General features: G+C 72.7%; 20 protein-coding genes and 1 tRNA gene. 8 read left to right on the plus strand and 13 right to left on the minus strand.

All coding sequences use genetic code 11. From position 1 onward, the window contains the following. Positions 1-107: 107 nt before the first annotated feature. Genes ABEB03_RS03810 through ABEB03_RS03825 form a run of 4 tightly spaced genes read right to left on the minus strand, consistent with a single transcriptional unit; the run spans position 108 to position 5,362 of the window. Complete coding sequence (locus ABEB03_RS03810; RefSeq protein ID WP_345641106.1) at positions 108-1,442, minus strand: AAA domain-containing protein; 1,335 nt, start codon at positions 1,440-1,442, stop codon at positions 108-110. Beyond that, positions 1,439-3,127, minus strand: a complete 1,689-nt coding sequence (locus ABEB03_RS03815) for a hypothetical protein (protein WP_345641109.1) — start codon at positions 3,125-3,127, stop codon at positions 1,439-1,441. The genes ABEB03_RS03810 and ABEB03_RS03815 overlap by 4 nt, the downstream gene beginning before the upstream one ends. Then, entirely contained in the window at positions 3,118-4,410 is a 1,293-nt protein-coding gene (locus ABEB03_RS03820; RefSeq protein WP_345641112.1) for a hypothetical protein, read from the minus strand. Before ABEB03_RS03820 ends, ABEB03_RS03815 begins: the two co-directional genes overlap by 10 nt. Then, on the minus strand, positions 4,361-5,362 hold the full coding sequence (locus ABEB03_RS03825; protein ID WP_345641115.1) for a phosphatase PAP2 family protein: 1,002 nt from the start codon (positions 5,360-5,362) through the stop codon (positions 4,361-4,363). The genes ABEB03_RS03820 and ABEB03_RS03825 overlap by 50 nt, the downstream gene beginning before the upstream one ends. 248 nt (positions 5,363-5,610) lie before the next feature. Between ABEB03_RS03825 and ABEB03_RS03830 the strand changes: the two genes are divergently transcribed. Beyond that, positions 5,611-6,207, plus strand: a complete 597-nt coding sequence (locus ABEB03_RS03830; protein ID WP_345641118.1) for a histidine phosphatase family protein — start codon at positions 5,611-5,613, stop codon at positions 6,205-6,207. 26 nt (positions 6,208-6,233) lie between these two features. Here the strand turns inward: ABEB03_RS03830 and ABEB03_RS03835 are convergent, their stop codons facing one another. Further along, positions 6,234-7,793, minus strand: coding sequence for a hypothetical protein (locus tag ABEB03_RS03835; protein WP_345641121.1), 1,560 nt, complete (start codon positions 7,791-7,793; stop codon positions 6,234-6,236). Positions 7,794-8,091: 298 nt separating this feature from the next. Between ABEB03_RS03835 and ABEB03_RS03840 the strand changes: the two genes are divergently transcribed. After that, positions 8,092-8,529: a hypothetical protein gene (locus tag ABEB03_RS03840; RefSeq protein ID WP_345641124.1), complete on the plus strand. Its 438-nt coding sequence runs from the start codon at positions 8,092-8,094 to the stop codon at positions 8,527-8,529. A 178-nt stretch (positions 8,530-8,707) separates the two neighbouring features. Continuing rightward, entirely contained in the window at positions 8,708-9,613 is a 906-nt protein-coding gene (locus tag ABEB03_RS03845; RefSeq protein ID WP_345641127.1) for a spermidine synthase, read from the plus strand. A 38-nt stretch (positions 9,614-9,651) separates the two neighbouring features. Here the strand turns inward: ABEB03_RS03845 and ABEB03_RS03850 are convergent, their stop codons facing one another. Continuing rightward, positions 9,652-10,173 (minus strand): hypothetical protein, encoded by a 522-nt coding sequence (locus ABEB03_RS03850; RefSeq protein WP_345641130.1) that lies wholly within the window; start codon positions 10,171-10,173, stop codon positions 9,652-9,654. 111 nt (positions 10,174-10,284) lie between these two features. Here ABEB03_RS03850 and ABEB03_RS03855 point away from each other — a divergent pair, with 111 nt between their 5' ends. The 3 genes from ABEB03_RS03855 (at position 10,285) to ABEB03_RS03865 (ending at position 14,053) form a co-directional block, all read left to right on the plus strand. Beyond that, positions 10,285-10,989, plus strand: a complete 705-nt coding sequence (locus ABEB03_RS03855) for a response regulator transcription factor (RefSeq protein ID WP_345641133.1) — start codon at positions 10,285-10,287, stop codon at positions 10,987-10,989. A 28-nt stretch (positions 10,990-11,017) separates the two neighbouring features. Then, entirely contained in the window at positions 11,018-12,397 is a 1,380-nt protein-coding gene (locus ABEB03_RS03860) for a sensor histidine kinase (RefSeq protein ID WP_345641136.1), read from the plus strand. A 186-nt stretch (positions 12,398-12,583) separates the two neighbouring features. After that, positions 12,584-14,053, plus strand: coding sequence for a glycoside hydrolase family 18 protein (locus tag ABEB03_RS03865; protein ID WP_345641139.1), 1,470 nt, complete (start codon positions 12,584-12,586; stop codon positions 14,051-14,053). Between the two features lie 132 nt (positions 14,054-14,185). Here ABEB03_RS03865 and ABEB03_RS03870 read toward each other — a convergent pair whose 3' ends face one another. From ABEB03_RS03870 to ABEB03_RS03885, 4 genes are all read right to left on the minus strand, one after another. Next, the gene (locus ABEB03_RS03870; protein ID WP_345641142.1) at positions 14,186-15,616 is read right to left on the minus strand and encodes a GH1 family beta-glucosidase; all 1,431 of its coding nucleotides are present in this window, start codon (positions 15,614-15,616) and stop codon (positions 14,186-14,188) included. Positions 15,617-15,771: 155 nt separating this feature from the next. Then, positions 15,772-16,680 (minus strand): carbohydrate ABC transporter permease, encoded by a 909-nt coding sequence (locus tag ABEB03_RS03875; RefSeq protein ID WP_345641145.1) that lies wholly within the window; start codon positions 16,678-16,680, stop codon positions 15,772-15,774. Then, positions 16,677-17,705 carry a carbohydrate ABC transporter permease gene (locus ABEB03_RS03880; protein WP_095934533.1) on the minus strand — a complete coding sequence of 343 codons (1,029 nt, stop codon included), beginning with the start codon at positions 17,703-17,705 and terminating at the stop codon, positions 16,677-16,679. The genes ABEB03_RS03875 and ABEB03_RS03880 overlap by 4 nt, the downstream gene beginning before the upstream one ends. Further along, entirely contained in the window at positions 17,702-19,024 is a 1,323-nt protein-coding gene (locus ABEB03_RS03885; protein ID WP_345641151.1) for an ABC transporter substrate-binding protein, read from the minus strand. The genes ABEB03_RS03880 and ABEB03_RS03885 overlap by 4 nt, the downstream gene beginning before the upstream one ends. Before the next feature lie 403 nt (positions 19,025-19,427). On the opposite strand from ABEB03_RS03885, the gene ABEB03_RS03890 reads away from it, so the two are divergent. Then, positions 19,428-20,483 carry a LacI family DNA-binding transcriptional regulator gene (locus tag ABEB03_RS03890; RefSeq protein WP_345641154.1) on the plus strand — a complete coding sequence of 352 codons (1,056 nt, stop codon included), beginning with the start codon at positions 19,428-19,430 and terminating at the stop codon, positions 20,481-20,483. 95 nt (positions 20,484-20,578) lie between these two features. Beyond that, the gene (locus ABEB03_RS03895) at positions 20,579-21,406 is read left to right on the plus strand and encodes a serine/threonine protein kinase (RefSeq protein ID WP_345641156.1); all 828 of its coding nucleotides are present in this window, start codon (positions 20,579-20,581) and stop codon (positions 21,404-21,406) included. A gap of 85 nt (positions 21,407-21,491) precedes the next feature. Here the strand turns inward: ABEB03_RS03895 and ABEB03_RS03900 are convergent. The 3 genes from ABEB03_RS03900 to ABEB03_RS03910 form a co-directional block, all read right to left on the minus strand. Further along, positions 21,492-21,564 (minus strand) — tRNA-His (locus tag ABEB03_RS03900). A gap of 109 nt (positions 21,565-21,673) precedes the next feature. Further along, positions 21,674-22,276 carry an oligoribonuclease gene (orn, locus tag ABEB03_RS03905; RefSeq protein ID WP_095934529.1) on the minus strand — a complete coding sequence of 201 codons (603 nt, stop codon included), beginning with the start codon at positions 22,274-22,276 and terminating at the stop codon, positions 21,674-21,676. Positions 22,277-22,526: 250 nt separating this feature from the next. Further along, positions 22,527-23,771, minus strand: a complete 1,245-nt coding sequence (locus ABEB03_RS03910; RefSeq protein WP_345641161.1) for a helix-turn-helix domain-containing protein — start codon at positions 23,769-23,771, stop codon at positions 22,527-22,529. Between the last annotated feature and the right edge of the window lie 134 nt (positions 23,772-23,905).

The raw sequence follows: 23,905 nt of genomic DNA on the forward strand, positions 1-23,905 counted from the left end.
CGCGTCCACGCGCGATCGCCCGTTTCCTGCGCCGGTGCCGCCCCTTTCCCGCGCCGGGGCCGCACGGGTCCCGCACCACGGCTGCCCGCGTCCGGTGCCGCGGCCGGTCAGGGCCGCCAGCTCACCCGATGCTCCGCCAGGTGCGACAACACCGCGTGATTGGCTTCCCAACCGTCCGGAAACTTCACCGTGACGCCCAGTTGCACGGGCTCGGTCGACGGATGGTCGTCCAGCAGCTCCGTCACGCCCTCCCGGCACACCACGATGCACGCGTGCCGGTGCCGGGACGCCAGTACGCACAACCGGCCCGTCTCCAGGTGGAAGGCGGTCGCGTCGGGGCGCCCGGACAGCGGGTGCAGCACCACCGTCACGTCGAACTCCCGGCCCTGCAGCCGGTTCGCCGTGTCCACGGTGACGTCGGCGACACCGAGATCCGTCAGCGCGGCCCGCACGGCCGCGGCCTGGTCCCGGTGCGCCGTGCCGACGGCGATCCGGTCGGCGGTCAGCGGCACGGGCTCCTCCGACCGCTCCGAGGTGGCGGCGCCGCCCCGGTCCAGCAGCCGCCGCACGACCCGCGCCACGGCCCGCACCGCCTCGGGGTCGGTGCGCGGAGTGTGCCGGGCCGGCAGCTCCAGCAGCCCCCAACCGGCGCGCGCCGCCTCGTCGATGACGCGGTCGGGACCCGAACCGTCCGAGGCGACCGCGAAGTCGAGCCGCCGGTCCTCGTGTCCCGTCCCGCTGCGGAACGGCGTGTACGGGTAGAACGCGTCGGACACCAGCGGTGCCGCGGACGCGGGCAGCCGCCAGGACACCGGCAGACGGTGCTGCGGGAGCTCGGGATTGTGGGCGAGCAGGGTGGTCACCGCGGAGGCCGACGGGTCGTACGACAGCCCTGCCCACTGCTCGGCGCCGACGATGGCGAACGGGTCCAACTGGCCCGGGTCGCCGACGAACAGGGCCCGCTCGAAGAGCCCCGCCACGGCCAGCAGCGCGTCCGACCGCATCTGGTACGCCTCGTCGACGATCGCGTGCCGCCACGGCTCCACGCCCTTGACATGGGCCCACTTGGCCGCGGTGGAGATGACCACGTCGAGGCCCGCCAGGTCGGCGGCCTTCGTCGACTTGCGCACGTTGTCCAGGCCGTCGAGGGCCTTGTCGTAGGGGTCGGAGTCGCTGCTGTGCAGGCGGCCGACGGACACGTCGGCGTCCTTCTCGGCGAGCCGCAGCACCAGGTCGTCGACCTGGGCGTTGGTCTGTGCGATGACCATCAACGGCCGTCCCGCGGACGCGAGTTCGAGGGCGGCCCGGACGACCAGCGTGGACTTCCCGGCACCGGGCGGGGAGTCCACCACGACACCGCGGTGCGTGCCGTGCAGTGTGTCGTGCAGGATCGCGCTGGTGGCGCGGGCCGCCGCGGCACCGGGATCGAAGACGGTGGTCACAGGATGTCCTCCGGCGTCGTCGGATCCGGCAGGGGCACCGCGTCGGGCTCGCCGGGAGGCCCGCCGTGCGTCCACGGTGTCTCCTCCGGGTCGGGGAGCTTCGCGCCGCCCCGCTGCTCGTGCTCGAAGAGCGTGAAGCAGACGATCTCGCCCTTCTCGGGCACGGATCCGGCTTCGGGCTCCTTGCCGCGGCCCATCTTGTCGACGATGCGCAGCACCACGAGGACGTCGCCGCCGTCCAGGTCCTGGGCGGACGTCACGTCCCCGCCGGACGGCGCGGTGCCGTCGGAGTCGTCGGCTCCGTCGGACTTCCCGGCCCCGGGGAGCGTCTCGTAGCCGACGAACTCCGCGGACTGCGGCTTACCGCCCAGTGAGCGGTACACCTTGACGCGTTCCCCCAGATACGGCCGGTCGTCCGTGCGCACCGTCACCAGCGGGCGCGGACTGGGACGCTTGCCCTCGCTGTACGCCATGACCACATCGACGACCTCACCCGCGAAGGCCTCCCCGGCGAGCCGGCGGCCGGCCATGACGAGCGGGTCGTCCAGGGCTTCCTGGGCTTCCAGGCGGGCCTGTTCGCGCTCGCGTGTCGCGAGTTTGTTCGCCGCGGTGACCGCGTCGTCCCGGCGGGGCTGCGGCGGCTCTCCGGCGGACACCCGGTCGCGGTGCCCGGTGAACGACCAGCGGTCGCGGGTCCAGCGGTCGGCGGCGTGCGCGCCCTCGGGCAGCCCGCGCAGCAGGTCGAGGCCGCGCCACACCGCGTCCCAGGTGGGACGGGTGACGTCGGCCACCAGGTCGCGGATCTGCTGCTCGGCGGCGGTGACGAGGCCGAGCCGGTCGTCGGCCTCGACACCGTCCTCGGCGGCGGCGAACGCGGCACGCGCGCGGTCGTAGCGCTCGATGGCCGGAGCCAGCAGCTGGTTGTCGAAGGCGGGGTCCGTGGCCGGTCCGGCCGCCGGGCGGACGAGCTGCCCCCGTGCGTCGCGCGTCGTCCCCGCGCGCAGCGCGGCCTCCGCGCCCAGCATCCCCTCGGGCGGGTCGATCCATGCGAGCAGCGCGCCCAGGTGCTGGTCCTCCAGACTGCTCTGGCCGGTGGCCCAGTGCCGGGACAGTACGTCGGTGAGGGCGAGCAGCAGTGCGGAGCCGGGCACCCGGGCCCGCTCCGCGTAGTGCGTGAGCCACCGGCCGAACAACGGGACCCGGGGCGGTGCCGGATGGGGCGTCTCGGGGTCCTGCTCGGCGGTGCGCCGGAAGCGGGTGGAGCGGCCGAGCAGCCGTACGAACTCGATGCCCGGCCGGCTCGGGACGATCAGCTGCGGGGCGTCCGCGCACAGTTCGACCTCGACCTTGACGCGCTTGCCGGTCTCCGGGTCCGTCTCGCTGCGCTCGGCCGGCTCGACGGCGTCCGCGTACGTGTCGATGTACGGGAGTACGACGTCGGCCAGTTCGGCGAGGAACGCGGACCGCAGGTCCCGGTCCCGGGGCTGTGGCACGACCAGCAGCCGGGGGGCGTCCCGGTCGGTTCCGACGAGCGCGCCGAGCGGTGCCCCGGCCTCGCCCGCGGTGGTCAGCGGCACCAGCACCAGCGGCCGTTCGGTGAGGTGCCGGTGCCGCACGGTGGCGGCGGGCTGGGCCCGCCCGCTCTCCACGGCTTCGAGCCGGGCGAGGGTGGCGATCAGCGACATGCGGCGCCCTCCCGGACTTCGGACGCACCCGCGCCGGCGGGGTGGCCGTCCAGAGCCTCGGCCCGCAGCCGGGCCGCCCGCCGCAGCATGGCGACCGCCGGGTCGCGCGGGTCGCCCGCCTCGCCGTGCGCCGCCGCGAGGACGTCCGTGACCGAGGTCAGGCCGCCGAGCTCCGAGCGCAGCGAGCGGCCCAGGGACGTGACCGCGCCCTCCGCGAGCGCGCGGTCGCGGCAGTGGAAGGCCAGGTCGCAGGCGGACAGGCACTCGGGGGCGTACGCCGCCGGGACCGCTTCGACGGCGGTCGTCAGTTCGGCGGCGGGGAGGTCGGGGGAGAAGCAGGTGCCCTCGGGCAGGGCGGCGGCGATGTCCTCGACGCGGGTGAGGCGGGCGAGCTGGCGCCTGGTGACCGCGCGCTGCTTGCGGATGTCGACGGCGGAGGCGGCCGGCAGGTTGGAGAAGTCCTTGGGGCACACCAGGAGGATCCGGTGGGAGACCTCGGGGGCGCCGGTCCGGGCGCCGTGCGCAACGGGCGCCCCGGCCGGGACTGCCGTGCCCGGTGCCTCGGCCGGCGCGGGAGGGGCGGCCGTGTCCGGCTCCCCGGCCCCCCGCGCGGCCGCGGCGTGCTCCTGCGGCGGTGTGCCGAGGCGGGCGGCGACCTCCTCCAGGGCCAGGACGTACACGGCGGACTGCCGGGCGGCGGCGCCCACCTTCGCCGGGTCCGCCGAACCGTCGAGCATCGGGAAGGACTTGATCTCGACGACCGTCCAGCGGCCGTCGGGGTGCACGACCACGGCGTCCGGCTCCAGGAAGGCGGGGGAGCCGGCGACGTCGAGGGCGACCATGGGGTGGTCGAGCAGCGTCCAGACCCCGGCCCCGGTGGCCTCGCGCAGCGCGAGCGCCGTCCGGGCGGCGCGTCCCTCGGGGCCGACGGCGCTCAGGTCGGGCACGACACCGGTCGTGGGAGGCTCGGCGCGCGGGTCCAGCCGCTCGTGCACCAGCCGCAGCAGCTCCGCGCCGCCGTCGGCCTTGACCCGTGCCTCGAACGCGTTGCCGCGCATGAAGGCGAACTGCGACTGCCCGAAGCCGGACGGCGCCCCCAGCGCGCCGGCCAGCTTCGCCTTGTCCACGCCCGCGCCGTCGAGCAGGGCGCGACGCTCGCACCCGGGGTTCGCGGCGAGCGCCGCGAGGGCGCGCGCGTCGAGGGACTTGGGCGGTACGTCCGGGCCGCGCAGCTCAGCGAGCCGCTGCCGGAGCCCCGTCCCCCGCGTCCGTGGGAGAGGCACCCGGTTCGGCTCCCGGCCCGGTTCGGGACTCGCGCTGTCGGGGAATTCGCTCACCCGCGGAAGTCTGGCACCCCGCACTGACAATTGAGGAACCTGTGGTGCCCGAGGCGGTGGCGGACCGCGGGAACCGCGCGACCAGCCGTGTCCTCGCCCGGTCCGCGAGCCGCATCACGACGGGGGTCAGCAGCAGACCTGCCCCCATCACCGCGGCACCGGCGACGGCGTCGAGGAAGTAGTGGTTCGCGGTGCCCATCACGACGATCGTGGTGAGCAGCGGATACGCGACACCCGCGAGCCGGGCGAGCGGTGTGCGGCCGTGGCGCCACAGCATCACCCCGCACCACAGCGCCCAGCCCACGTGCAGGCTCGGCATCGCCGCGTACTGGTTGGTCATGCCGCCCATGCCCCGTGGCGCGCTCGCCTCGCCGCCCCACCAGCCGTACGAGCTGTACTGGGCCATCGTGTCGACGAAGCCGTGACCCTCGGACAGCAGCCGGGGCGGGCAGGTCGGCAGCAGCGTGAAGCCGATCAGGCCGATGAAGGTCGAGGTCATCAGCCAGGTGCGGGCCGCACGGTAGTGCGCGGTCCGGGAGCGGAAGAGCCAGACGAGGAGCACGGGCGTCACCAGGTAGTGCAGCGACGCGTACCAGAAGTCGGCCGGGACGCCGAGCCAGGCCTCGCGGGTGAACAGCCGGTTCAGCGGGTGTTCGGCGTTGAGGTGGAGGACCTTCTCGATCCGCAGGATCTCCAGGCCGTGGTCGACCGCGCTGGAGGTGTCGCCGCGGGCGAGCAGCCGGCCCGCCGAGTACGACGCGTACACCAGCAGGATCAGCGGCAGTTCGGTCCACCAGCGCAGGCGCGCGTGCGCTCCCGAGACGTCGCGCAGGTCGGTCCACCTGCGAAACCGGGCGCGTGGTGCCGTCCCGGTACGCGGTGCATCGGTCTGCGGCATCCGATCGCCCTCCCCCATCTGCTTCTGCTGTGACCCCACAGTCTGCACAGTGTCTGGAGACGATCGGTGGCCGCATGCGATTTTACGGTGTATGTGAACGCCCTCGGTGGGCGCCCCGGTCCTCAAAGACGCGGAGATCGCCCGCCGGGTTGCTCCGCGGACCCGTGAGCGATGATGGAGTGACCCCCTCGCTCGTCGCCGAGTGACCCGTTCCCCCTCACCCACTCGTCCCGGAAAGGTCCTCTTCCATGGCACCGCGCATCCTGCTGGCCCGGCACGGACAGACGGAATGGTCGCTGTCCGGCAAGCACACCGGCAGGACCGACATCCCGCTCCTGGAGGAGGGCCGGCGCGGCGCCAAGCTGCTGGGGGAGCGGCTGCACCGTCCGCCCTTCGACGGCCTCGACGGGGTCGAGGTGCGCACCAGCCCGCTCACGCGCGCGCGTGAGACCTGCGAGCTCGCCGGGTTCGGGGACCGCGCGACCACCTGGGACACGCTCATGGAGTGGGACTACGGCGCCTACGAGGGCATGACCCCGGCGGACATCCAGGCCGTCCGGCCGGGCTGGTTCATCTGGCGCGACGGCGTTCCCGGGGGAGAGTCCCTCCAGGAGGTCTCCGCGCGCGCGGACGAGGTCGTCGCCTGGGCGCGAGCCGAGGACCGTGACGTCCTGGTCTTCGCCCACGGCCACATCCTGCGCTCCATCGGCGCCCGCTGGCTCGGCCTCCCCCTCGACTTCGCGGCCCGCATCCGCCTCAACCCGACCTCGCTGTCGGTCCTCGGCTGGGCCTACGGAGAGCCCGCGATCGAGGTGTGGAACGACTGCGGGCACCTGTCCGCGTAGGGCGGCCCGGTGCCGTCGGCCCTCCCTCAGGCCGGGCGCGGCAGGCTCGCGTGGCGCTCCAGGAACGTCGAGACACCCGACGCCCTGCGGTGCGGGAGCAGGACGCGCGCCGTTCCCGCGAGCATCGTCTGGATGCGGGAGGACTGGACCTCGTTCAGCAGGTCCAGGACGCGCAGACCGGCGAGGGCGGCCTCGTCGGGGCGGCCGCCGCGCGCGAGGTCGTCGGCCAGTTCCGCCGTGTAGAGGGCGATGTTGCGGGTGAAGTGCGGGTCCTGGAGCTCGGCGGCGCGGCGGGCGTGCCGGGCGGCACGGGGCCAGTCGCCCAGCGTCGACCAGCACTGCGCCTCCAGTCCCTCCAGTTCGGCCTCTCCGTAGAAGGTCATCCACTCGGGGTCGGCCTCGGAGGGGCCCCGCTCGAAGAGGGCCTGCGCACGGGCCAGGGCCTGCTCGCAGCCGGCGCGGTCGGCGAGCCCCGCCCAGCCGCCCGCCTCGCGCAGCGCGAGCAGGGAGAGCAGGCGGGGGGAGCCCAGGGGGCGCGCGGCGCGCTGCGCGGCCTGTGCGGCACGCACGGCCTCACGCGGACGCCCGGCGTCGCGCGCGAGGAACGCCGTGTTGCAGAAGGCGTGGGCCTCCAGGCCCGGGTCGCCCGCCATCCGGGCGGTCGCGAGCGCCTCCGCGTAGTGCGAGCGGGCGTCGTCGAAGCGCCCCGAGTCGTGGGCCAGCCAGCCCACCGAGATGGCCAGTTCACCGGCGCCCGCGTACAGCCGCTCCGCGATCGACTGCCGTGTGGTGCCCGCGTCGAGCAGCGCGTACGCCGTCCGCAGCGGGGCCGCCGCGCGCCGGTAGAGGCCGTCGGCCCCATGGCGGTCGTCGAGCAGCCGGATCTTGCGTACGGCCTCTTCGAGGGCGCCGGCCTCGGACGTGCCGGCCCGGTGGACGCGCCGTTCGGCGGCCGCGGCGCTGCCGCCGAACGCGCCCGCGAAGGGCCCCAGTGAGGCCGCCGCCATGGTGGCGGTGCCTCCGGTCATGAATGCGCGACGTTGCACGTCGCTCTCCTCGTGGTTCTGATCGTGGTCCTCGTACGGGTCGCACGGATCGCACGTGTGGTGCGGGTGGTGCCTGTCATGCGGGTCGTACGGGTGATGCGGATCGTGCGGGTGGTGCGGTGCGTGCTGCGCCGGAACGCGGTGCGGTTCCGGAGTCTCATACGTCTCGTACGCCTCCTCCGTCTCATGCAGGGCGTACGACAGGCTCGCGGAGTGCGAGGAGGGCGCCTCTCCCGTGCCCCGCGCCCCGCGCCCGCGTACCCATGAGCGGGGAGTGAAGCCCAGGTCCGTGAGCGTGCGGCCGGGGAACATGTGCAGGAACACCCGCTCGTACGCATAGTTCGGGCAGCGGATCTCGCCCGCCTCGACGCGCCCGATGTAGCGCGCGTCGCAGCTGACCCGCTCCCCGATCTCGCGCGCCGCCCGCCGGACCGCCGCCGCGAACTCGCTCGGCGAGCGCTGTCCGCGCAACCGCCGGAAGGCGAGGTTCGGCCGCGGTGGCCGGGGGGACGGGGACGAGGTCACCGCTGACGACGCCATGGCCGGGCCCTCTCTTGCGAACCGTCGAACCATGCCGGACCAAGGACGAGTTGCACTGGTTCGTGACCAGTGGTGCCCTGCTTCCGGCGCGGCAAGAACGTACCTGCTGTGACAGGGCCGCCACGCTGGGTTTGGCTACAAACCGGATATCTCATCCACGATCTGCCATGAACTGCCATCCTTTGCGGCGGTGTTACGCCGTAGCCGTTGACGTCCCGGAGCGTTGAACCCTGTGGACCGGGAGCCACCCGAACTCCCGACCCACTCGTCAAGAGGAGGGGTTCCGTTGGAGGCGGGGATGGAGACCAGGCAGAGCACCGATTTCCGTACGTCGACGACGACCGCGCAGCACAGGCCGTCCCCGGAGTGCAGCGCCCCGCCGGAGCCTGCGTCCGAGTGCGAGCTGGTGACCGTTCCCGCACGTCAGGGCCTGGAGGCGGTCGACATCATCCGCCGCGGTGCCTGCGAAGCGGTCGGCCCCGTGCTCCACGACGACGGCTGCGACACCCTCGGCTTCCTGGTGCCGCCCGGCACCGCCGACGCCTGGGACGTGCCCGGCAGCACCTGCACGCAGACCAACGGCCGCGGTCTCAGCCTGCCCCCCGAGCCCCCGGTCGAGGGCTCCGACTGGCTCCTGCCGCCCGGCGAGGCGGACCTCGCGACCGACCCGGCCGTCCTGCGGGCCGCGCTGGGAGAGGCGGCCCGGCTCATCGAGGCCGCGGACAACTGCCGCTGACCCCGGACCGGCCGCCGCCCCTGGACGCCCGCCGCCGGTGGCGACTGCCGTTCCCGGAGCCGCGCCGCCACCTCCGGACAGCGCCCGCCGGACCCAGGCACCGCCCTCGGGGCCCCGCCCCGGCCCGCCGGGCCCCGGCCGGTGGGCCGAGCCGCCCGTACCCCCGGATAATGGTCTGATGGCAAGGGCGAGGAACAAGCGGTCGGACGAAGGCCGTGAGACGGGGCGGGGCGCGCGGCGCGGACAGCGGGCGGCCGACGCGGTCGTCGAGCCCGTCGACGGCGGACTCGCCGAACTGCTGCCCGACCGGGACCGGGCACGCGCCTGGACGCTGCTGATCGACGGCGCCCCGCAGTCGCACGTCGACCTCGACGACCCCACCTACCTGAGCTTCGAGTACCAGCGCCGCCTCGGCCACGTCATCGACCTCGTCGCCCCGCCCGGCAGGCCCGTGCACGCCGTGCACCTCGGCGGCGGCGCCCTCACCCTCGCCCGCTACACCGCGGCGACCCGCCCCCGCTCCACCCAACAGGTCGTCGAGCGTGACGCCGCCCTCGTCCAACTCGTCCGCCGCGAGTTGCCGTTGGATCCGAGCGCGCGGGTCCGGGTGCGCTCCGCTGACGCCCGAGCCGGTCTCGCCAAGGTGCCCGACGGGTGGGCGGACCTGGTGATCGCGGACGTGTTCAGCGGGGCGCGCACACCGGCCCACCTGACATCCGTCGAGTTCGTCACGGAGGTGCGACGGGTGGTGAAGCCCGACGGCTTCTACGCCGCGAACCTCGCCGACGGGCCCCCGCTCGCCCACCTCCGCGGCCAGATCGCCACCGTCGGGGTCGTCTTCCCCGAACTCGCGCTGGTCGCCGACCCCACGGTGCTGCGCGGCAAGCGCTTCGGGAACGCCGTCCTGGTGGCCGCCGCCCGGCCGTTGCCGGTCGCCGAACTGACCCGGCTCGCGGCCTGCGACCCGCACCCCGCGCGGGTCGAACACGGCAGGCAGCTCACCGGGTTCACCGGAGGCGCGGCCCCGGTCACGGACGCGGCGGCGGTCGCCTCACCGGCGCCGCCCCCGTCCGTCTTCCGCTAGGGCCGTCGGCCCCGCCGCCCCGGAGGGCGGCCCGTCGCTCAGTAGGTGCCGACCTCCACACGCGGCGGCCCGTCGTGCCACGTGCAGAACACCGACACCCGGTCCGCGCCCGAGCTGAACTCCACGCGGATCCACGCCTCCGTCTTCCACACCTGCATCGACCAGCCGGCCCCCGGGGTCGCCGACACCAGCGTCGCGGACGTCTTCCCCAGGTCGAAGACCGCCCGCCCTCCGTCGGTGTCGTAGCTCCTGACCCGGCCGGAGGCGGAGGCCGAGGGGCTCGGGCCGGGGGTCGCCGAACGGGACGGCGACGCGGTGGCGCCGGGGCGCCGGCTCGCGCTCGGCCGGCCCGACGAGCTCGGCGACGGCTCGGCCCGCCGGGTCGAGGAGGCGAGCGGCTTCGACTCCTGGGTCGTCGCGTCGCCCGCCGTGATGGGCAGGGCGCGCGGAGGGTCGTACGCCGTCCCCGCCATCACCGTGTGGACACCCCACCACGACAGCGTGACCGCCGCGCCCGTGGCGAGCGACCAAGCAAGTCCGTGTACGAGTCCTCTGCGCATTTCCCGGCCATACTGCACCACCGGCCCCACGCGTGTCTCTCGACCGCGTCACAACGGGGGTTGTCCACAGGTGCCGGACCGGCATCCCCCGGATGGCGTACGGTGCCGCCCATGGCAAGTGTGCTCGTGGTCGAGGACGACCAGTTCGTGCGCTCGGCCCTCATCCGGCATCTGACCGACGCCGCACACACCGTGCGCAGTGTCGGCACCGCCCTCGAGGCGCTGCGCGAGGTCGCCCATTTCTCCTTCGACGTGGTCATCCTCGACCTCGGCCTGCCGGATCTCGACGGGGCCGAGGCGCTGAAGATGCTGCGCGGAATCACCGACGTGCCGGTGATCATCGCCACCGCGCGGGACGACGAGAGCGAAATCGTCCGCCTGTTGAACGACGGGGCGGACGACTATCTGACCAAGCCGTTCTCGGTCGAGCACCTGTCGGCGCGGATGGCCGCCGTGCTGCGCCGTTCACGCGGCGGCACGGGGGACGTGCCGCCGTCGACCGTCATCCGTGTCGGCGGGCTCGCCATCGATCCGCTGCGGCGCCAGGCCGAACTGGACGGCGCCCGACTGGACCTCACCCGCCGCGAGTTCGATCTGCTGGCCTTCCTGGCGGGGCGGCCCGGCGTGGTCGTGCCGCGCAAGGAACTGCTCGCCGAGGTGTGGCAGCAGGCCTACGGCGACGACCAGACCATCGACGTCCATCTGTCGTGGCTGCGGCGGAAACTGGGCGAGACGGCCGCCCGGCCGCGCTATCTGCACACCCTGCGGGGCGTCGGCGTGAAGCTGGAGCCACCGAGAGCGGAGCCGCCGCTATGAGGCGGGCACCGGCGGGGAAGTGGGCGTCATGAGGTGGGCGCTGGTCAAGGTGTGCGTGGCGGTGACCACGATGGTCGTCGTCGCCTTCGCGGTGCCGCTGGGCCTCGTCATCAAGGAGATGGCCCGGGACCGTGCCTTCTCGAACGCCGAGCGCGAGGCCGCCGCCATCGCCCCCGCGCTCTCCATCACCACCGAGCGGGACAAGTTGGAGCGGGTCGTCGCCTCCGCCGGCTCGGACTCGGGGATGGCCGTGCACATACCCGCCGCCGACGGCACCGCCGCGGTGGAGATCGGCAAGCGGCGCGCGGCCGGCAAGGACATCGCCACCACCCGCAAGCTGGGCCGCGCCTCCACCACCGAGGTCCCCGGCGGCTCCACCCTGCTCCAGCCCGTCGCGCTGAGCTCCGGAGAGATCGCGGTCGTCGAGGTCTACGTCCCCGAGTCCGCGGTCAGCAACGGCGTCGGTACGGCCTGGGCGGTGCTCGCCGCGGTCGGCGTCGCCCTCATCGTCGGCTCCGTCGCGGTGGCCGACCGGCTCGGCGTGCGCATGGTGCAGCCCGCCCAGCGGCTGGTCGAGAGTGCGCACGAGCTGGGGGAGGGGAAACTGGGCGCCCGGGTGCCCGAAGAGGGTCCCATCGAACTGCGGCTCGCCGCCGTCGCGTTCAACTCCATGGCCGACCAGGTCGTCCAGCTCCTGGCGAACGAACGGGAGCTGGCCGCCGATCTGTCGCACCGGCTGCGCACACCGCTGACCGTGCTGCGCCTCAACACGGCCTCGCTGGGCGACGGTCCGGCCGCCGAGCAGACCCGGGCCGCCGTCGCGCAGCTGGAGCGTGAGGTCGACACGATCATCCGGACCGCCCGCGAGGCCAAGCCGCAGACCGCGGCGAAGGGAGTGGGCGCCGGCTGCGACGCCGCCGAAGTCGTCCGCGAACGCATGGACTTCTGGTCCGCGCTGGCCGAGGACGAAGGGCGCAAGGTACGCATGGCCGGGGTCGAGAGGCCGGTCCGGATACCCGTCGCCCGCGCCGACCTCGCGGCGGCGCTCGACGCCCTCCTCGGCAATGTGTTCCGGCACACGCCCGAGGGCACGGCCTTCGCGGTCGACGTGCACAACGGCGAGGACGCCGTGATCGTGCTGATCTCGGACGCGGGCCCCGGCATCGTGGACCCCGAGGCGGCGATGGCGCGCGGCCGCGGGTCGGGGAGCGACGGCTCGACCGGCCTGGGGCTGGACATCGTGCGGCGCCTCGCCGAGTCGACGGGCGGTGACGTGCGCATCGGTTCCTCCGTACTGGGTGGCACCGAGGTGCGCATCTGGATCCAGCTGGACGGACGGACCCCGGAGCGGCGGGGGCACCGGGGATCCGTACGGCGCAGGAGGCGGGGCGGCGTCGGGGTGCGCTGACCCCCGCGGCACCTTCAATTGGTCTCGACCTTTAACCGCCCCCGATGCCTTCCTTAAGCGCACCCTAAGATCCTCGACCCTCGTCCGGATGAAGCGGTTTGCCCGATTCCGGATCGCTAGCGTGCTGCCGCACCCACCCCTGGGAATCCCCGTGAACCCCCGTGAAACCGCGAAGGCAGGCACGCGATGAGCAGCACGCACCGGCGCAAGGTCAGTGGCAGGAACAAGGCGATAGGCGGCCTCGTCGCCGCGGCCGTGGTCGGCGGCGGCGCCCTCCTGTTCACCGGAACCGCCCAGGCCGCCGGCGTCGGCGCCGCGTACACCAGGACCAGCGACTGGTCGACGGGCTACACCGCGCAGTACGTCATCACCAACGACAGCGCCCAGGTGAAGGCCGACTGGACGCTGGAGTTCGACCTTCCCTCCGGCGCCACCCTCAGCTCCCTGTGGAACGGCGAGTCGAGCGTGAGCGGGAAGCACGTCACCGTGAAGCCGCCCTCCTGGGACAAGGACGGCCTGAAGGCAGGCGAGTCCGTCACCGTCGGCTTCGTCGTGAACGGCACCGCCGACCCGACGGGCTGTCTCGTCGACGACACCAAGTGCTCGGTGGACGACGGCGCGACGCCCGAGCCCAGCGGCCGCCCGACGCAGTCCGCGACCCCCACGCCCACCCCGACCGCGACCGCCTCGCAGAGCGCCACCCCGACGCCGACCGCGACGGCCACCCCCTCCCCCTCGCAGAGCTCGGGCAGCGGCAACACGACGACGGCCGGCTTCGCGCCCTACGTCGACACCTCGCTCTACCCCGCCTTCGACCTGGTCGGCAGCGCCGCGGCCACCGGCGTGAAGAACTACAACCTGGCCTTCGTCACCGACGGCGGCGGCTGCACCCCCAAGTGGGGCGGCGTCACGGACCTCGCGAGCGACGGCGTGGCATCGCAGATCGGCGCCCTGCGCGCCAAGGGCGGCGACGTCCGTGTGTCCTTCGGCGGGGCCTCCGGCACCGAGCTGGCGACGAGCTGCTCCTCGGCCGACACGCTGGCGGCGGCGTACGGGAAGGCGGTGGACGCGTACGACCTCACGAAGGTCGACTTCGACGTCGAGGGCGGCGCGCTGCCCAACACCACCGCGAACACCAACCGGGCGAAGGCGATCGCCAAGCTCCAGCAGCAGCACCCGGACCTGGACGTGTCCTTCACCCTGCCGGTGATGCCGGAGGGTCTGACCCAGGACGGCGTGAACCTGCTGTCCAACGCCAAGTCGAACGGCGTGAAGATCAACACCGTCAACATCATGGCGATGGACTACGGTCCGGCGTACAGCGGTGACATGGGCACCTATGCCGAGCAGGCGGCCACGGCCACGCAGGCCCAGGTCAAGAGTGTCCTCGGTCTCTCCGACAGCGCCGCCTGGAAGGCCGTCGCCGTCACCCCGATGATCGGCGTCAACGACGTCTCCTCCGAGATCTTCAAGGTCGACGACGCCTCGCAGCTGGTGACCTTCGCCCGGTCCAAGGGCCTCGGCTGGCTCTCCATGTGGTCCGCCACCCGCGACAAGCAGTGCCCGGGCGGCGCCAAGAACTCCGCCGACGCGACGTGCAGCTCCGTCGTCCAGGACGCGAACGCCTTCTCGAAGGCCTTCGCCGCCTTCAAGTAGCCATCCCCCCACGGGGGTTGCGCGCCCCGGCCGGACCTCCCCCCACCCGGCCGGGGCGCCGACACGCGGGCGGGGCGCGGCACCCCCCTCGGGCGCCGCGCCCCGTCCCCCGTGTGCCCGGTGGGCCGGGGCCTACTCGGCGGTCGTCACCGGCGGCAGCGCGCCGGTCCGCGCGGCCTGTGCGTACCAGTGGGCGCTCGACTTCGGCGTACGGGCCAGCGTCGCGTAGTCCACGTACACCGCGCCGAAGCGCTTCTCGTAGCCGTACGCCCACTCGAAGTTGTCCATCAGGGACCACAGGAAGTAGCCGCGGACGTCCGCGCCGTCGGTGATCGCGCGACGCACCGCGGACAGGTGGCCGTGCAGGTACGCGATCCGCTCCGGGTCGTGCACCCGGCCGTCCGGGTCCGGCTTGTCGTCGTAGGCGGCGCCGTTCTCCGTCACGTACAGCGGCAGGCCCGGGGCCTCGCGCGTGTAGCGCATGATCAGGTCGTGCAGGCCCGTCGGGTCGATGGTCCAGCCCATCTCCGTGCGCTCGCCCGGGGTCTGGTGGAAGGCGACGTCGTCCGCGCCCGGCCAGGGGGAGTACGAGCTGGCGCCGTGGCCGTCCGCGCGGTTGCCCGCGACGGCCGAGTCGGCGGCCGACACCAGCGTCGGGGTGTAGTAGTTGAGGCCGAGCGCGTCCAGCGGCTGGTGGATCGCCGCGAGGTCCCCGTCCTGGACGTACGACCAGTCCGTGATCGGGGCGGTGGCCGTGAGCAGGGTCTCGGGGTAGGCGCCGTGCAGCATCGGACCGTGGAAGACGCCGTTGGCGAGGTCGTCGATGCGGCGGGCCGCCGCCAGGTCCGCCGGCTCCTGCGACAGCGGCCGGACCACCGACGAGTTCAGGCTCACCGCGACCGAGTTGCGGGCGGGCATGACCGACCGGAGGGCCTTGGCGCCGAGCCCGTGGGCCAGGTTCAGGTGGTGGGCCGCCCTCAGCGACGCCTCCGCGTCGGTGCGGCCGGGGGCGTGCACGCCGGAGCCGTACCCCAGGAAGGCGCTGCACCACGGCTCGTTGAGGGTGATCCACTGCTCGACGCGGTCGCCCAGCGCCGCGCCGACGATCTGCGCGTACTCGGCGAAGCGCAGCGCGGTGTCGCGCTCCGGCCAGCCGCCCGCGTCCTCCAGCTCCTGCGGCAGGTCCCAGTGGTAGAGGGTGATCGCGGGCTTGATGTCGTGGGCGAGGAGCTCGTCGACGAGCCGCCGGTAGAAGTCCAGGCCGCGTTGCACGGCGGGGCCGCGCCCGGTCGGCTGCACCCGGGACCACGAGACCGAGAAGCGGTACGCACCCAGGCCCAGGTCCGCCATCAGCGCCACGTCGTCGCGATAGCGGTGGTAGTGGTCGACGGCCACGTCGCCGGTCTCACCGCCTGCCGTCTTGCCGGGCGTATGACTGAAGGTGTCCCAGATCGAGGGGGTGCGGCCGTCCTCCCGCACCGCCCCCTCGATCTGGTACGCGGAGGTCGCGGCGCCCCAGAGGAAGGCCTGGGGGAAGGTCACGGGGGTAACGGGCTCAGACATGGAAGCGCTCCCATAGGGGGTCGAGGAGACCGACGGAACGGAAGTAGGGGAGAAAAGAAACAGGAAGAAGGGGGAGGGGAGGGGGAGGGGAGGGGGAGGGGAGAAGGGGGCCGGGGCGACGGTGACCCGGCCCCGAAGGGCCCCGGTGCGGCCCGTCAGCCCTTGATCGCGCCCTGCATGATGCCGCCCACGATCTGCTTGCCGAACAGCAGGAAGGCGATGAGCAGCGGCAGTGTGCCGAGCAGCGCGCCCGCCATGATCACCGACTGGTCGGGGATGTAGCCGGTGCCGAGGCCGTTCAGGGCGACCTGGACGGTGGGGTTCTGCTGGTTGAGCGCGATGATCGGCCAGAGGAAGTCGTTCCAGGCCATCACGAAGGTCAGCAGCCCGAGCACCGCCATCGCCGGCCGCGCCGCCGGGAAGACCACGTGCCACACGACGCGCAGACTGCTCGCTCCGTCGACCCGCGCGGCCTCGATCAGCTCGGTGGGCAGCGCCTGCACCAGGTACTGCCGCATGAAGAACGTGCCGAAGGCGCTCACCAGGGTGGGCAGGATGACCGTCTGCAGCTGGTTGGACCAGCCCAGGTCGCTCATCCACAGATAGAGGGGGACCACGGCCAGCTGCGGCGGGATCATCATCGTGCCGATGGTGAGCAGCAGCAGGGTGCTGGAGAACTTGAACCGCAGCTTGGCGAAGGCGAACCCGGCGAGCGTGGAGAACAGGACCGTACCGAAGGTGATGGTCCCGGCGACGATCACGGAGTTGACCATCGCGGTGCCGAGCCCGGCCTGGTCCCACGCGGTCTGGAGGTTCTTGAACAGGTTCCCGCCGAACCACAGCGGCGGCGGTGTCTGGGCGAGCCGCGCGTTGTTGCGTGAGGCCGCGATCGCGGTCCACAGCAGCGGCGCCAGCGAGACCAGCGCGAGAACCGCCAGGACGACGTAGGTGACCGGGCCCGCGTGCAGCTGCTTGCCCGCACCGAGCACACGGCGCCGTCCGGGCCTCCCGCCGTCCGCGCGGCTCCCCTTCGCCTCGGGGAGCGTCAGTTCACTTGTGGTCATTGGGATTTCCTCAGCCGTCGGGTGATCAGCAGATTGATCGCGGCGACGATCAGCAGGATCAGGAACATCGTCCAGGCGATCGCGGACGCCTTACCGAGGTTGCCGATGCCCCAGCCCTGGTCGTACATGTACAGGCCGAGCGTCTGGTACTGGTGCGCGGAGCCGCCCTTCGAGCCGCTCACCCCGCCGAACAGCAGGGGCTCGCCGAAGAGCTGGGTCGCGCCGATCGTCGAGACCACCACCGTGAACAGGATCGTCGGCCGGAGCATCGGGACCGTCACATGGCGGAACTGCTGCCAGCGGCCCGCCCCGTCGAGCGCGGCCGACTCGTACAGGTCGGTGGGGATCGCCTGCATCGCCGCCAGATAGATCAGCGCGTTGTAGCCGGTCCACCGCCAGATCACGATCGAGGAGACGGCGAACTGGCCGCCCCAGTCGGACTCGCGCCAGTTGATCGGGTCGATCCCGACGAAGTGCAGCAGCCAGTTGATCATGCCGCCGTCCCACGAGTACAGCAGCGTGAAGACCAGCGTCGCCGCCGCCACCGAGGTGGCGTACGGGGTGAGCATCACGACCCGCCACACGGTCGAGCCGCGCAGCCGGTAGTTGAGCAGATGCGCGATCCCGATCGCCATCAGCAGCTGCGGAACCGTGGAGATCACACCGATGGTGAAGGTGTTCTCCAGGGCGTTCCAGAAGAACTCCGAGGACAGCAGGTTCTTGTAGTTGTCCAGGCCCACCCAGGTCTGGTGGTCCAGGCCGGACAACTGCACGTTGTGCAGCGAGTACCAGGCCGTGTACAGCAGCGGCACGAGCCCGAAGGCGCCGAAGACGATGAAGAAGGGGGCGATGAACGCGTACGGCGACGCCTTCATGTCCCAGCGGTACAGCCGGCTGCGCCACGAGCTCGGGCCCGGGGGCGGCGTACCGCGACCGTGAGCGCGGCGGGCCGCGCCCGGCTGGTCACCGGGCGCGGCGTCGGCGCTCGACGCGGTCTGCGCGAGAGCCTGCTTGGAGCTGGTCACTGGCCGAGCACGTCCTTGATCTCCGACTTGGCCGCGTTCCAGCCCTGGTCGGGCGTCTTGCCCTTCTGCTCGACCTGGAGGATGCCGACGTCGGTGATGGCGGTGCCGATCGGCTGGTCCTTGACGCCGAATATCTGCGTCGGGATGGTCTTCGCCGAGTCGGAGAAGATCTGGGTGATCGGCGCGTCGGAGAAGTACGCCGTGGTGGCGGCCTGCGGCTTCAGCGCCGAGTACGCCGACGGGGTCGACGGGAAGCTCGCCTGCTTGCCGAAGACCTTCGCCTGCTGCTCGGGGGCGGTCAGCCACTTCGCCAGCGCGACGGCCTCCTTCTGGTGCTTGGTCGCCGTCGGCACGCCGATGAACGAACCGCCCCAGTTGGCCGCGGTCGGCGCCGCCGCCACGTCCCACTTGCCCTTGCCCGAGTCACCGGACTTCTCCTGGATGTAGCCCATCATCCAGGCGGGGCAGGCCACCGTGGCGAACGAGCCCTTGGCGAAGCCCTGGTCCCACGTCGGGTCGAACTGCTTCAGCTTCGCCGACATGTTGCTGGTCGCCACCGACATCGCGGTGTTCCAGGCCGTCTTCACGCCCGAGGACTTGTCCCAGATGACGTTGCCGTCCTTGTCGTAGTACCGCTGGCTCTCGCCGCCGAGCGCCGCGTTGTAGACCGAGGAGGCGGAGTCCACGAACTTGGTGCCGCTCGGCGCCTTCTTCATGTAGTCCTTGCCGACGGCGACGTACTTGGACCAGTCGCCGTTCCACTGCTCGGCGAGCTTGGTGCGGTCCGTCTCCAGACCGGCCTTCTCGAACAGGTCCTTGCGGTAGCAGATCGCCATCGGGCCGATGTCGGTGCCGAGCCCGATCAGCTTGCCGTCCTTGGTGGTGGCCTGGGCGTTCTTCCAGTCCAGCCACTGGGACTTGTCGACCTCCTTGCCGAGGTCGACGAACTTGTCGGCCTGGGTCTGGACGGCCTCGGTGATGTTGCCGACCTCGATCGCCTGGATGTCGTCGGTGCCCGAGCCGGCCTGGAGGCGGGTCAGGGTCTTCGGCCAGTAGACGTCGGTACGGGTGGTGACGTTCTCCTTGATGGAGATGTCGGGGTGGAGCTTCATGTACTCGTCGTAGAGGCCGGCCTGCTTGTAGCCGAAGACGCCGAAGGTCCCGATGGTCAGAGTGGTCTTACCCTTGCCATTGCCGCCGTCCGAGTTCGACGAGCCGTCGTCCGAGTCGTTGGCGCAGCCGGCCAGCAGCCCTGTGGTCAGCGCGGCGACGGCCGCGAGGGCCCCCAGCCTGCGGGACCGACGGGTACTCGTGCGCATTGAGTCCTCCTGTTGCCTGACGTGCCGACCCCCCGGCCAACTGCTCTGTTGGGCCCGTTGGTTCTCGCTGCGGCTCGGGCGGGGAACGTGCGGGATGTGTATGTGTCAGGTACTGTGGGAGCGCTCCCACAGGTGATGTGTTGAAGAGTCGTCGGTTCGCGCGGGGGTGTCAAGGGTGGGAGCGCGGAGATATGCGTTCAGTTATCGGCCCGTTAGCTAACTCCGGGGCCGGAGCCGGGGACCGCCCCGGGACGGGTGAGCTGGCTCGTGTCAGTGTGCCCGCCCGGTGCGGGAGGATGAAGTCCGGCGGGACCGGCACCCCGCGCCGGGACTCCCGTCCATGAACACGACTGTTAGATTCCAGGCCAGTCGCGGAGCGCGCGGTGTCGACGGGAGGCGGACCATGGCAAGCCACGGAGCGCGGGGCCGGGGTGGCGGCCGGCCGACCTTGGAAGAGGTCGCCGCGCGCGCCGGAGTGGGCCGCGGCACGGTCTCCCGGGTGATCAACGGCTCCCCGCGGGTGAGCGACGCGACCCGCGCCGCCGTCGAGGCGGCGGTCGCGGAGCTGGGCTACGTCCCGAACACGGCGGCCCGCGCCCTGGCCGCCAACCGCACGGACGCCATCGCCCTGGTCGTCCCCGAGCCGGAGACCCGCTTCTTCGCCGAGCCGTACTTCTCCGACATGCTGCGCGGTGTCGGCGCGGAGCTCTCGGACACCGAGATGCAGCTGCTGCTGATCTTCGCGGGCAGCGACCGGGAGAGGCAGCGCCTGGCCCAGTACCTGGCGGCGCACCGGGTGGACGGCGTCCTGCTCGTCTCGGTCCACGCGGACGACCCGCTCCCCGACCTCCTCTCCCAGCTGGAGATCCCGGCGGTGATCAGCGGTCGCCGCTCGGCGGACGAGACGCTGCCGTCGGTGGACTCGGACAACTACGGCGGGGGCCGCGCGGCCGTCGAGCACCTGATGGCCCAGGGGCGGCGCAAGGTGGTCCACCTCGCCGGACGCCTCGACGTCTACGGCGCCCAGCGCCGTGTGGACGGCTACCGCCAGGCCCTGCTCGACGCCGGCCAGGAGGTGGACGACCGGCTGATCGTCCCCGGTGACTTCACCGAGGAGGGCGGTCGCCGCGCGATGAGTCTGCTGCTGGAGCGCTGCCCCGACCTCGACGCGGTCTTCGCCGGCTCCGACGTCATGGCGGCGGGCGCCCGCCAGGTGCTCCGCGAGGCGGGCCGCCGCATACCCGACGACGTGGCGCTGATCGGCTACGACGACTCCGCCATCGCCCGCCACATGGACCCGCCGCTGACGAGCGTCCGACAGCCGATCGAGGAGATGGGCCGCGCGATGATCGACCTGCTGCTCGGTGAGATCGCGGACCGGCGTCCGGCGGTGTCGCGGGGCCTGGAGAAGCGGCAACTCGTCCTGCCGGCGGAGCTGGTGGTGCGCGCCTCCTCCTGAGGACCGTGCCGCGGTGCGGCCGGTGGACCCCTGCCGCACCACGGGGACCGGCCGGCGGTCCGTCCGCCCGCCGCCGGTGGGGCAGGCTGGTGACCATGGTCCTGCATCCTTTGCTCGGAGTCGGTGAAGTGCCCGCGGTGGAGCCGTATCTGGGCCGCGTCGGCGAGGTGTTCAGGGCATTTCGGGGGCAGGACTCGGGGTGTGTGTCGTACGGCGTGCGGCTGCTCGACGGCGCTCGCTGGTTCGTCAAGGAGGCGGTCAACGACCGGGCCCGTCGTTCCCTCGAACGAGGATGGGCGTTTCACCGCGCCGTCCGGCACCCGGCGATCGTCCCCCAGGTGCACCGGATCGCCGTCGGCGACAGCTGGGCGGTGGTGATGCCCTGGCGGGAGGGCGAGGTGCTGTACCGGGCGACCGCGGCCGGGCGCCGGGACCGTACGGGACCGTACGGTCCCGGCGCCCGGTTCCGGGCCCTGCCGCCGGCCCGTGTGCTGGCCGCCTTCGACCGGGTCCTGGACGCGCACCTCGCGGTGGAGGCCGCGGGTCATGTCGCGGTGGACTTCTACGACGGGGCGCTGCTGTACGACTTCGCGGCCGATGTGGCCCACCTGATCGACCTCGACGAGTACCGTCCGGGCCCCTTCGTGGTGGAGGAGGAGCGCCTGCCGGGCTCGCGGCGCTTCATGGCCCCCGAGGAGTTCGTGCGGGGGGCGGTCGTGGACACCCGGACCACCGTCTTCACGCTCGGCCGTACCGCCCGGCTGCTGCTGGACGGGGGAGACGAGGAGCGCGCCTGGCGCGGTACGTCGCGGCAGCTGGCGGTGGTGGCGCGCGCCACGTTCCCCGATCCGGACGACCGCTTCGCCGACGTCCACCGTTTCGCGGCGGCCTGGCGGGCGGCCGACCCGCGCGGGGACGCGTGAGGCCGGGGCGCCGGACGGTGCCGCCCGGCTGCGGAAACGCAGTCAGCCGGTGACCTGTCGATCAGGTCACCGGCTGACTGTTCAGGGTGAGTGACGGGACTTGAACCCGCGACATCCTGGACCACAACCAGGTGCTCTACCAGCTGAGCTACACCCACCACGACCGGTCCTTGGGTTTCCCCGACCGGCCGAGAAAAAGTGTACAGGGTCCGAAGGGGTGCTCGCGCACGGCTTTTGCGGGGGCCCGGGAGGGGCCCCGTCGCAGGGCTATTCCGCGGGCAGGACGTGCTTCGCCGCGATGGTGCGGGCGGTGTCCGAGTCGGGGCCGGGCTGCGGGACGAAGATCGCCTCGCGGTAGTAGCGGAGCTCGGCGATGGACTCGCGGATGTCGGCCAGGGCGCGGTGGTTGCCGTTCTTCTCCGGGCTGTTGAAGTACGCCCGCGGGTACCAGCGTCGCGCCAGCTCCTTGATGGAGGAGACGTCCACGATCCGGTAGTGGAGGTAGTCCTCCAGGGTCGGCATGTCGCGGAGCAGGAAGCCGCGGTCCGTGCCCACCGAGTTGCCGCACAGCGGGGCCTTGCCCGGCTCCTTGACGTGCTCACGTACGTAGGAGAGGACCTGCTCCTCCGCGTCCGCCAGGGTCGTGCCCGCGGCGAGCTCGGAGAGCAGGCCGGAGGTGGTGTGCATCTGGCGCACCACGTCCGGCATCGTCTCCAGCGCCGCGTCCGGCGGGCGGATCACGATGTCCACGCCTTCGCCGAGCACGTTCAGCTCCGAGTCGGTGACCAGCGCGGCCACCTCGATGAGCGCGTCGTCCGACAGCGAGAGCCCGGTCATCTCGCAGTCGATCCACACCATGCGATCGTTCATACGTCTCACCCTACGGCCCGCTCCGGCCGGGTGGACCCGCCCGTACCTGCTCGCCCGCACCGAAAAGCGCGGTCCGCCGCGGCGACCGCGCTCCGCCCGGTGGGCGGACGGGAGGCGGACGGCCTCCGAAGGGCAGGTGTACGGCGTCCGGAGCGTGGGCGTACGGCGTCCGGAGCGTGGGCGTACGGAAGGGGGCCCGCACCCGAAGGCACGGACCCCTCCCGTCACATACGTCCCCGCCGGCGCTCGGCTAGGGCGCGCTGCGCTGCCCGGGCAGGCTGGGCCTGCCTCCCGCGTACAGCTCCTGGCCGTGCTTGCCCGGGTCGGGGCCCAGCGCCGCGGCGGACGCGGCCGGGCCCAGGGCGCCGGCCGCCGCCGTGCGGCGCGTCTGCATCGGGACCGGGCTGTCCTGGTGCACGACCGGTGGCGGCCCGAGCGGTCCCGCCGCGCCGTCCATGTCCGACGGGCGCTCGGTCTGCGGCCTGCGGGCGCGGTACGCCGCCCGGTACGCGGCCGGGGACGAGCCGAGCTGGCGCCGGAAGTGACCCCGCAGCGCGACCGGCGAGCGGAATCCGCAGCGCCCGGCGACCTCGTCGACCGAGTAGTCGGAGGTCTCCAGGAGGCGCTGTGCCTGCAGGACGCGCTGAGTGATCAGCCACTGCAGGGGCGCGCTCCCGGTGAGCGAGCGGAACCGGCGGTCGAAGGTGCGGCGGCTCATGTACGCACGGGCCGCCAGCGTTTCGACGTCGAACTGCTCGTGGAGGTGCTCCAGCGCCCAGGCGACGACCTCCGCGAGGGGGTCGGCGCCGATCTCTTCGGGTAAAGACCTGTCGAGGTAGCGCTCCTGCCCGCCGCTCCGGCGCGGCGGGACCACCAGACGCCGGGCCAGCGCGCCCGCCGCCTCGTTGCCGTGGTCCGTCCGCACGATGTGGAGACAGAGATCGATTCCGGCCGCCGTGCCCGCCGACGTCAGGACGTCTCCGTCGTCCACGAAGAGTTCCCGTGGATCCACGTGCACCGACGGGTAGCGCTTGGCCAGCGTCGGCGCGTACATCCAGTGGGTCGTGGCGGGCCGTCCGTCCAGCAGGCCGGCCGCGGCCAGGACGAAGGCCCCGGTGCACAGCCCGACGATGCGGGCGCCCTCCTCGTGCGCTCGCCGCAGTGCGTCGAGCGCCTCCTCCGGTGGTGGCGAGGTGATCGACCGCCAGGCGGGCACGACGACCGTGCCTGCCCGGGAGATCGCTTCCAGGCCATGTGGTGCGGTGAGTTCCAGGCCCCCTGTGGTCCGCAGTGGGCCTTCCTCGCCCGCGCTCACCAGAAGTCGGTAGCGCGGTACGCCGGCGTCCTGGCGGTCAATCCCGAACACCGACAGCGGTATGGAACTCTCGAAGATGGGGCCGCCGCTGAACAGCAGCACCGCGACGATCTCCTTGCGGCGTCGCCCGGAAAGCTTCCGGGCCGCGGCTTCCGGCGCGGCAGTGGAGTCGTGGCTCATCCTGCTAAGCCCCCCTCGGTGGTCGCGGCTCCTCGGTTGTGTCGCTCCTGCACGTTTCCCCTCGGTCCTGCACGAGTCCCCCGCCGTAAGACAAGATCGAATCTACTGTGTCGCGTAGCGCCAAGGTGACCAGT

Source organism: Streptomyces siamensis (genome assembly GCF_039543605.1).
Taxonomy (GTDB): Bacteria; Actinomycetota; Actinomycetes; order Streptomycetales; family Streptomycetaceae; genus Streptomyces; species Streptomyces siamensis.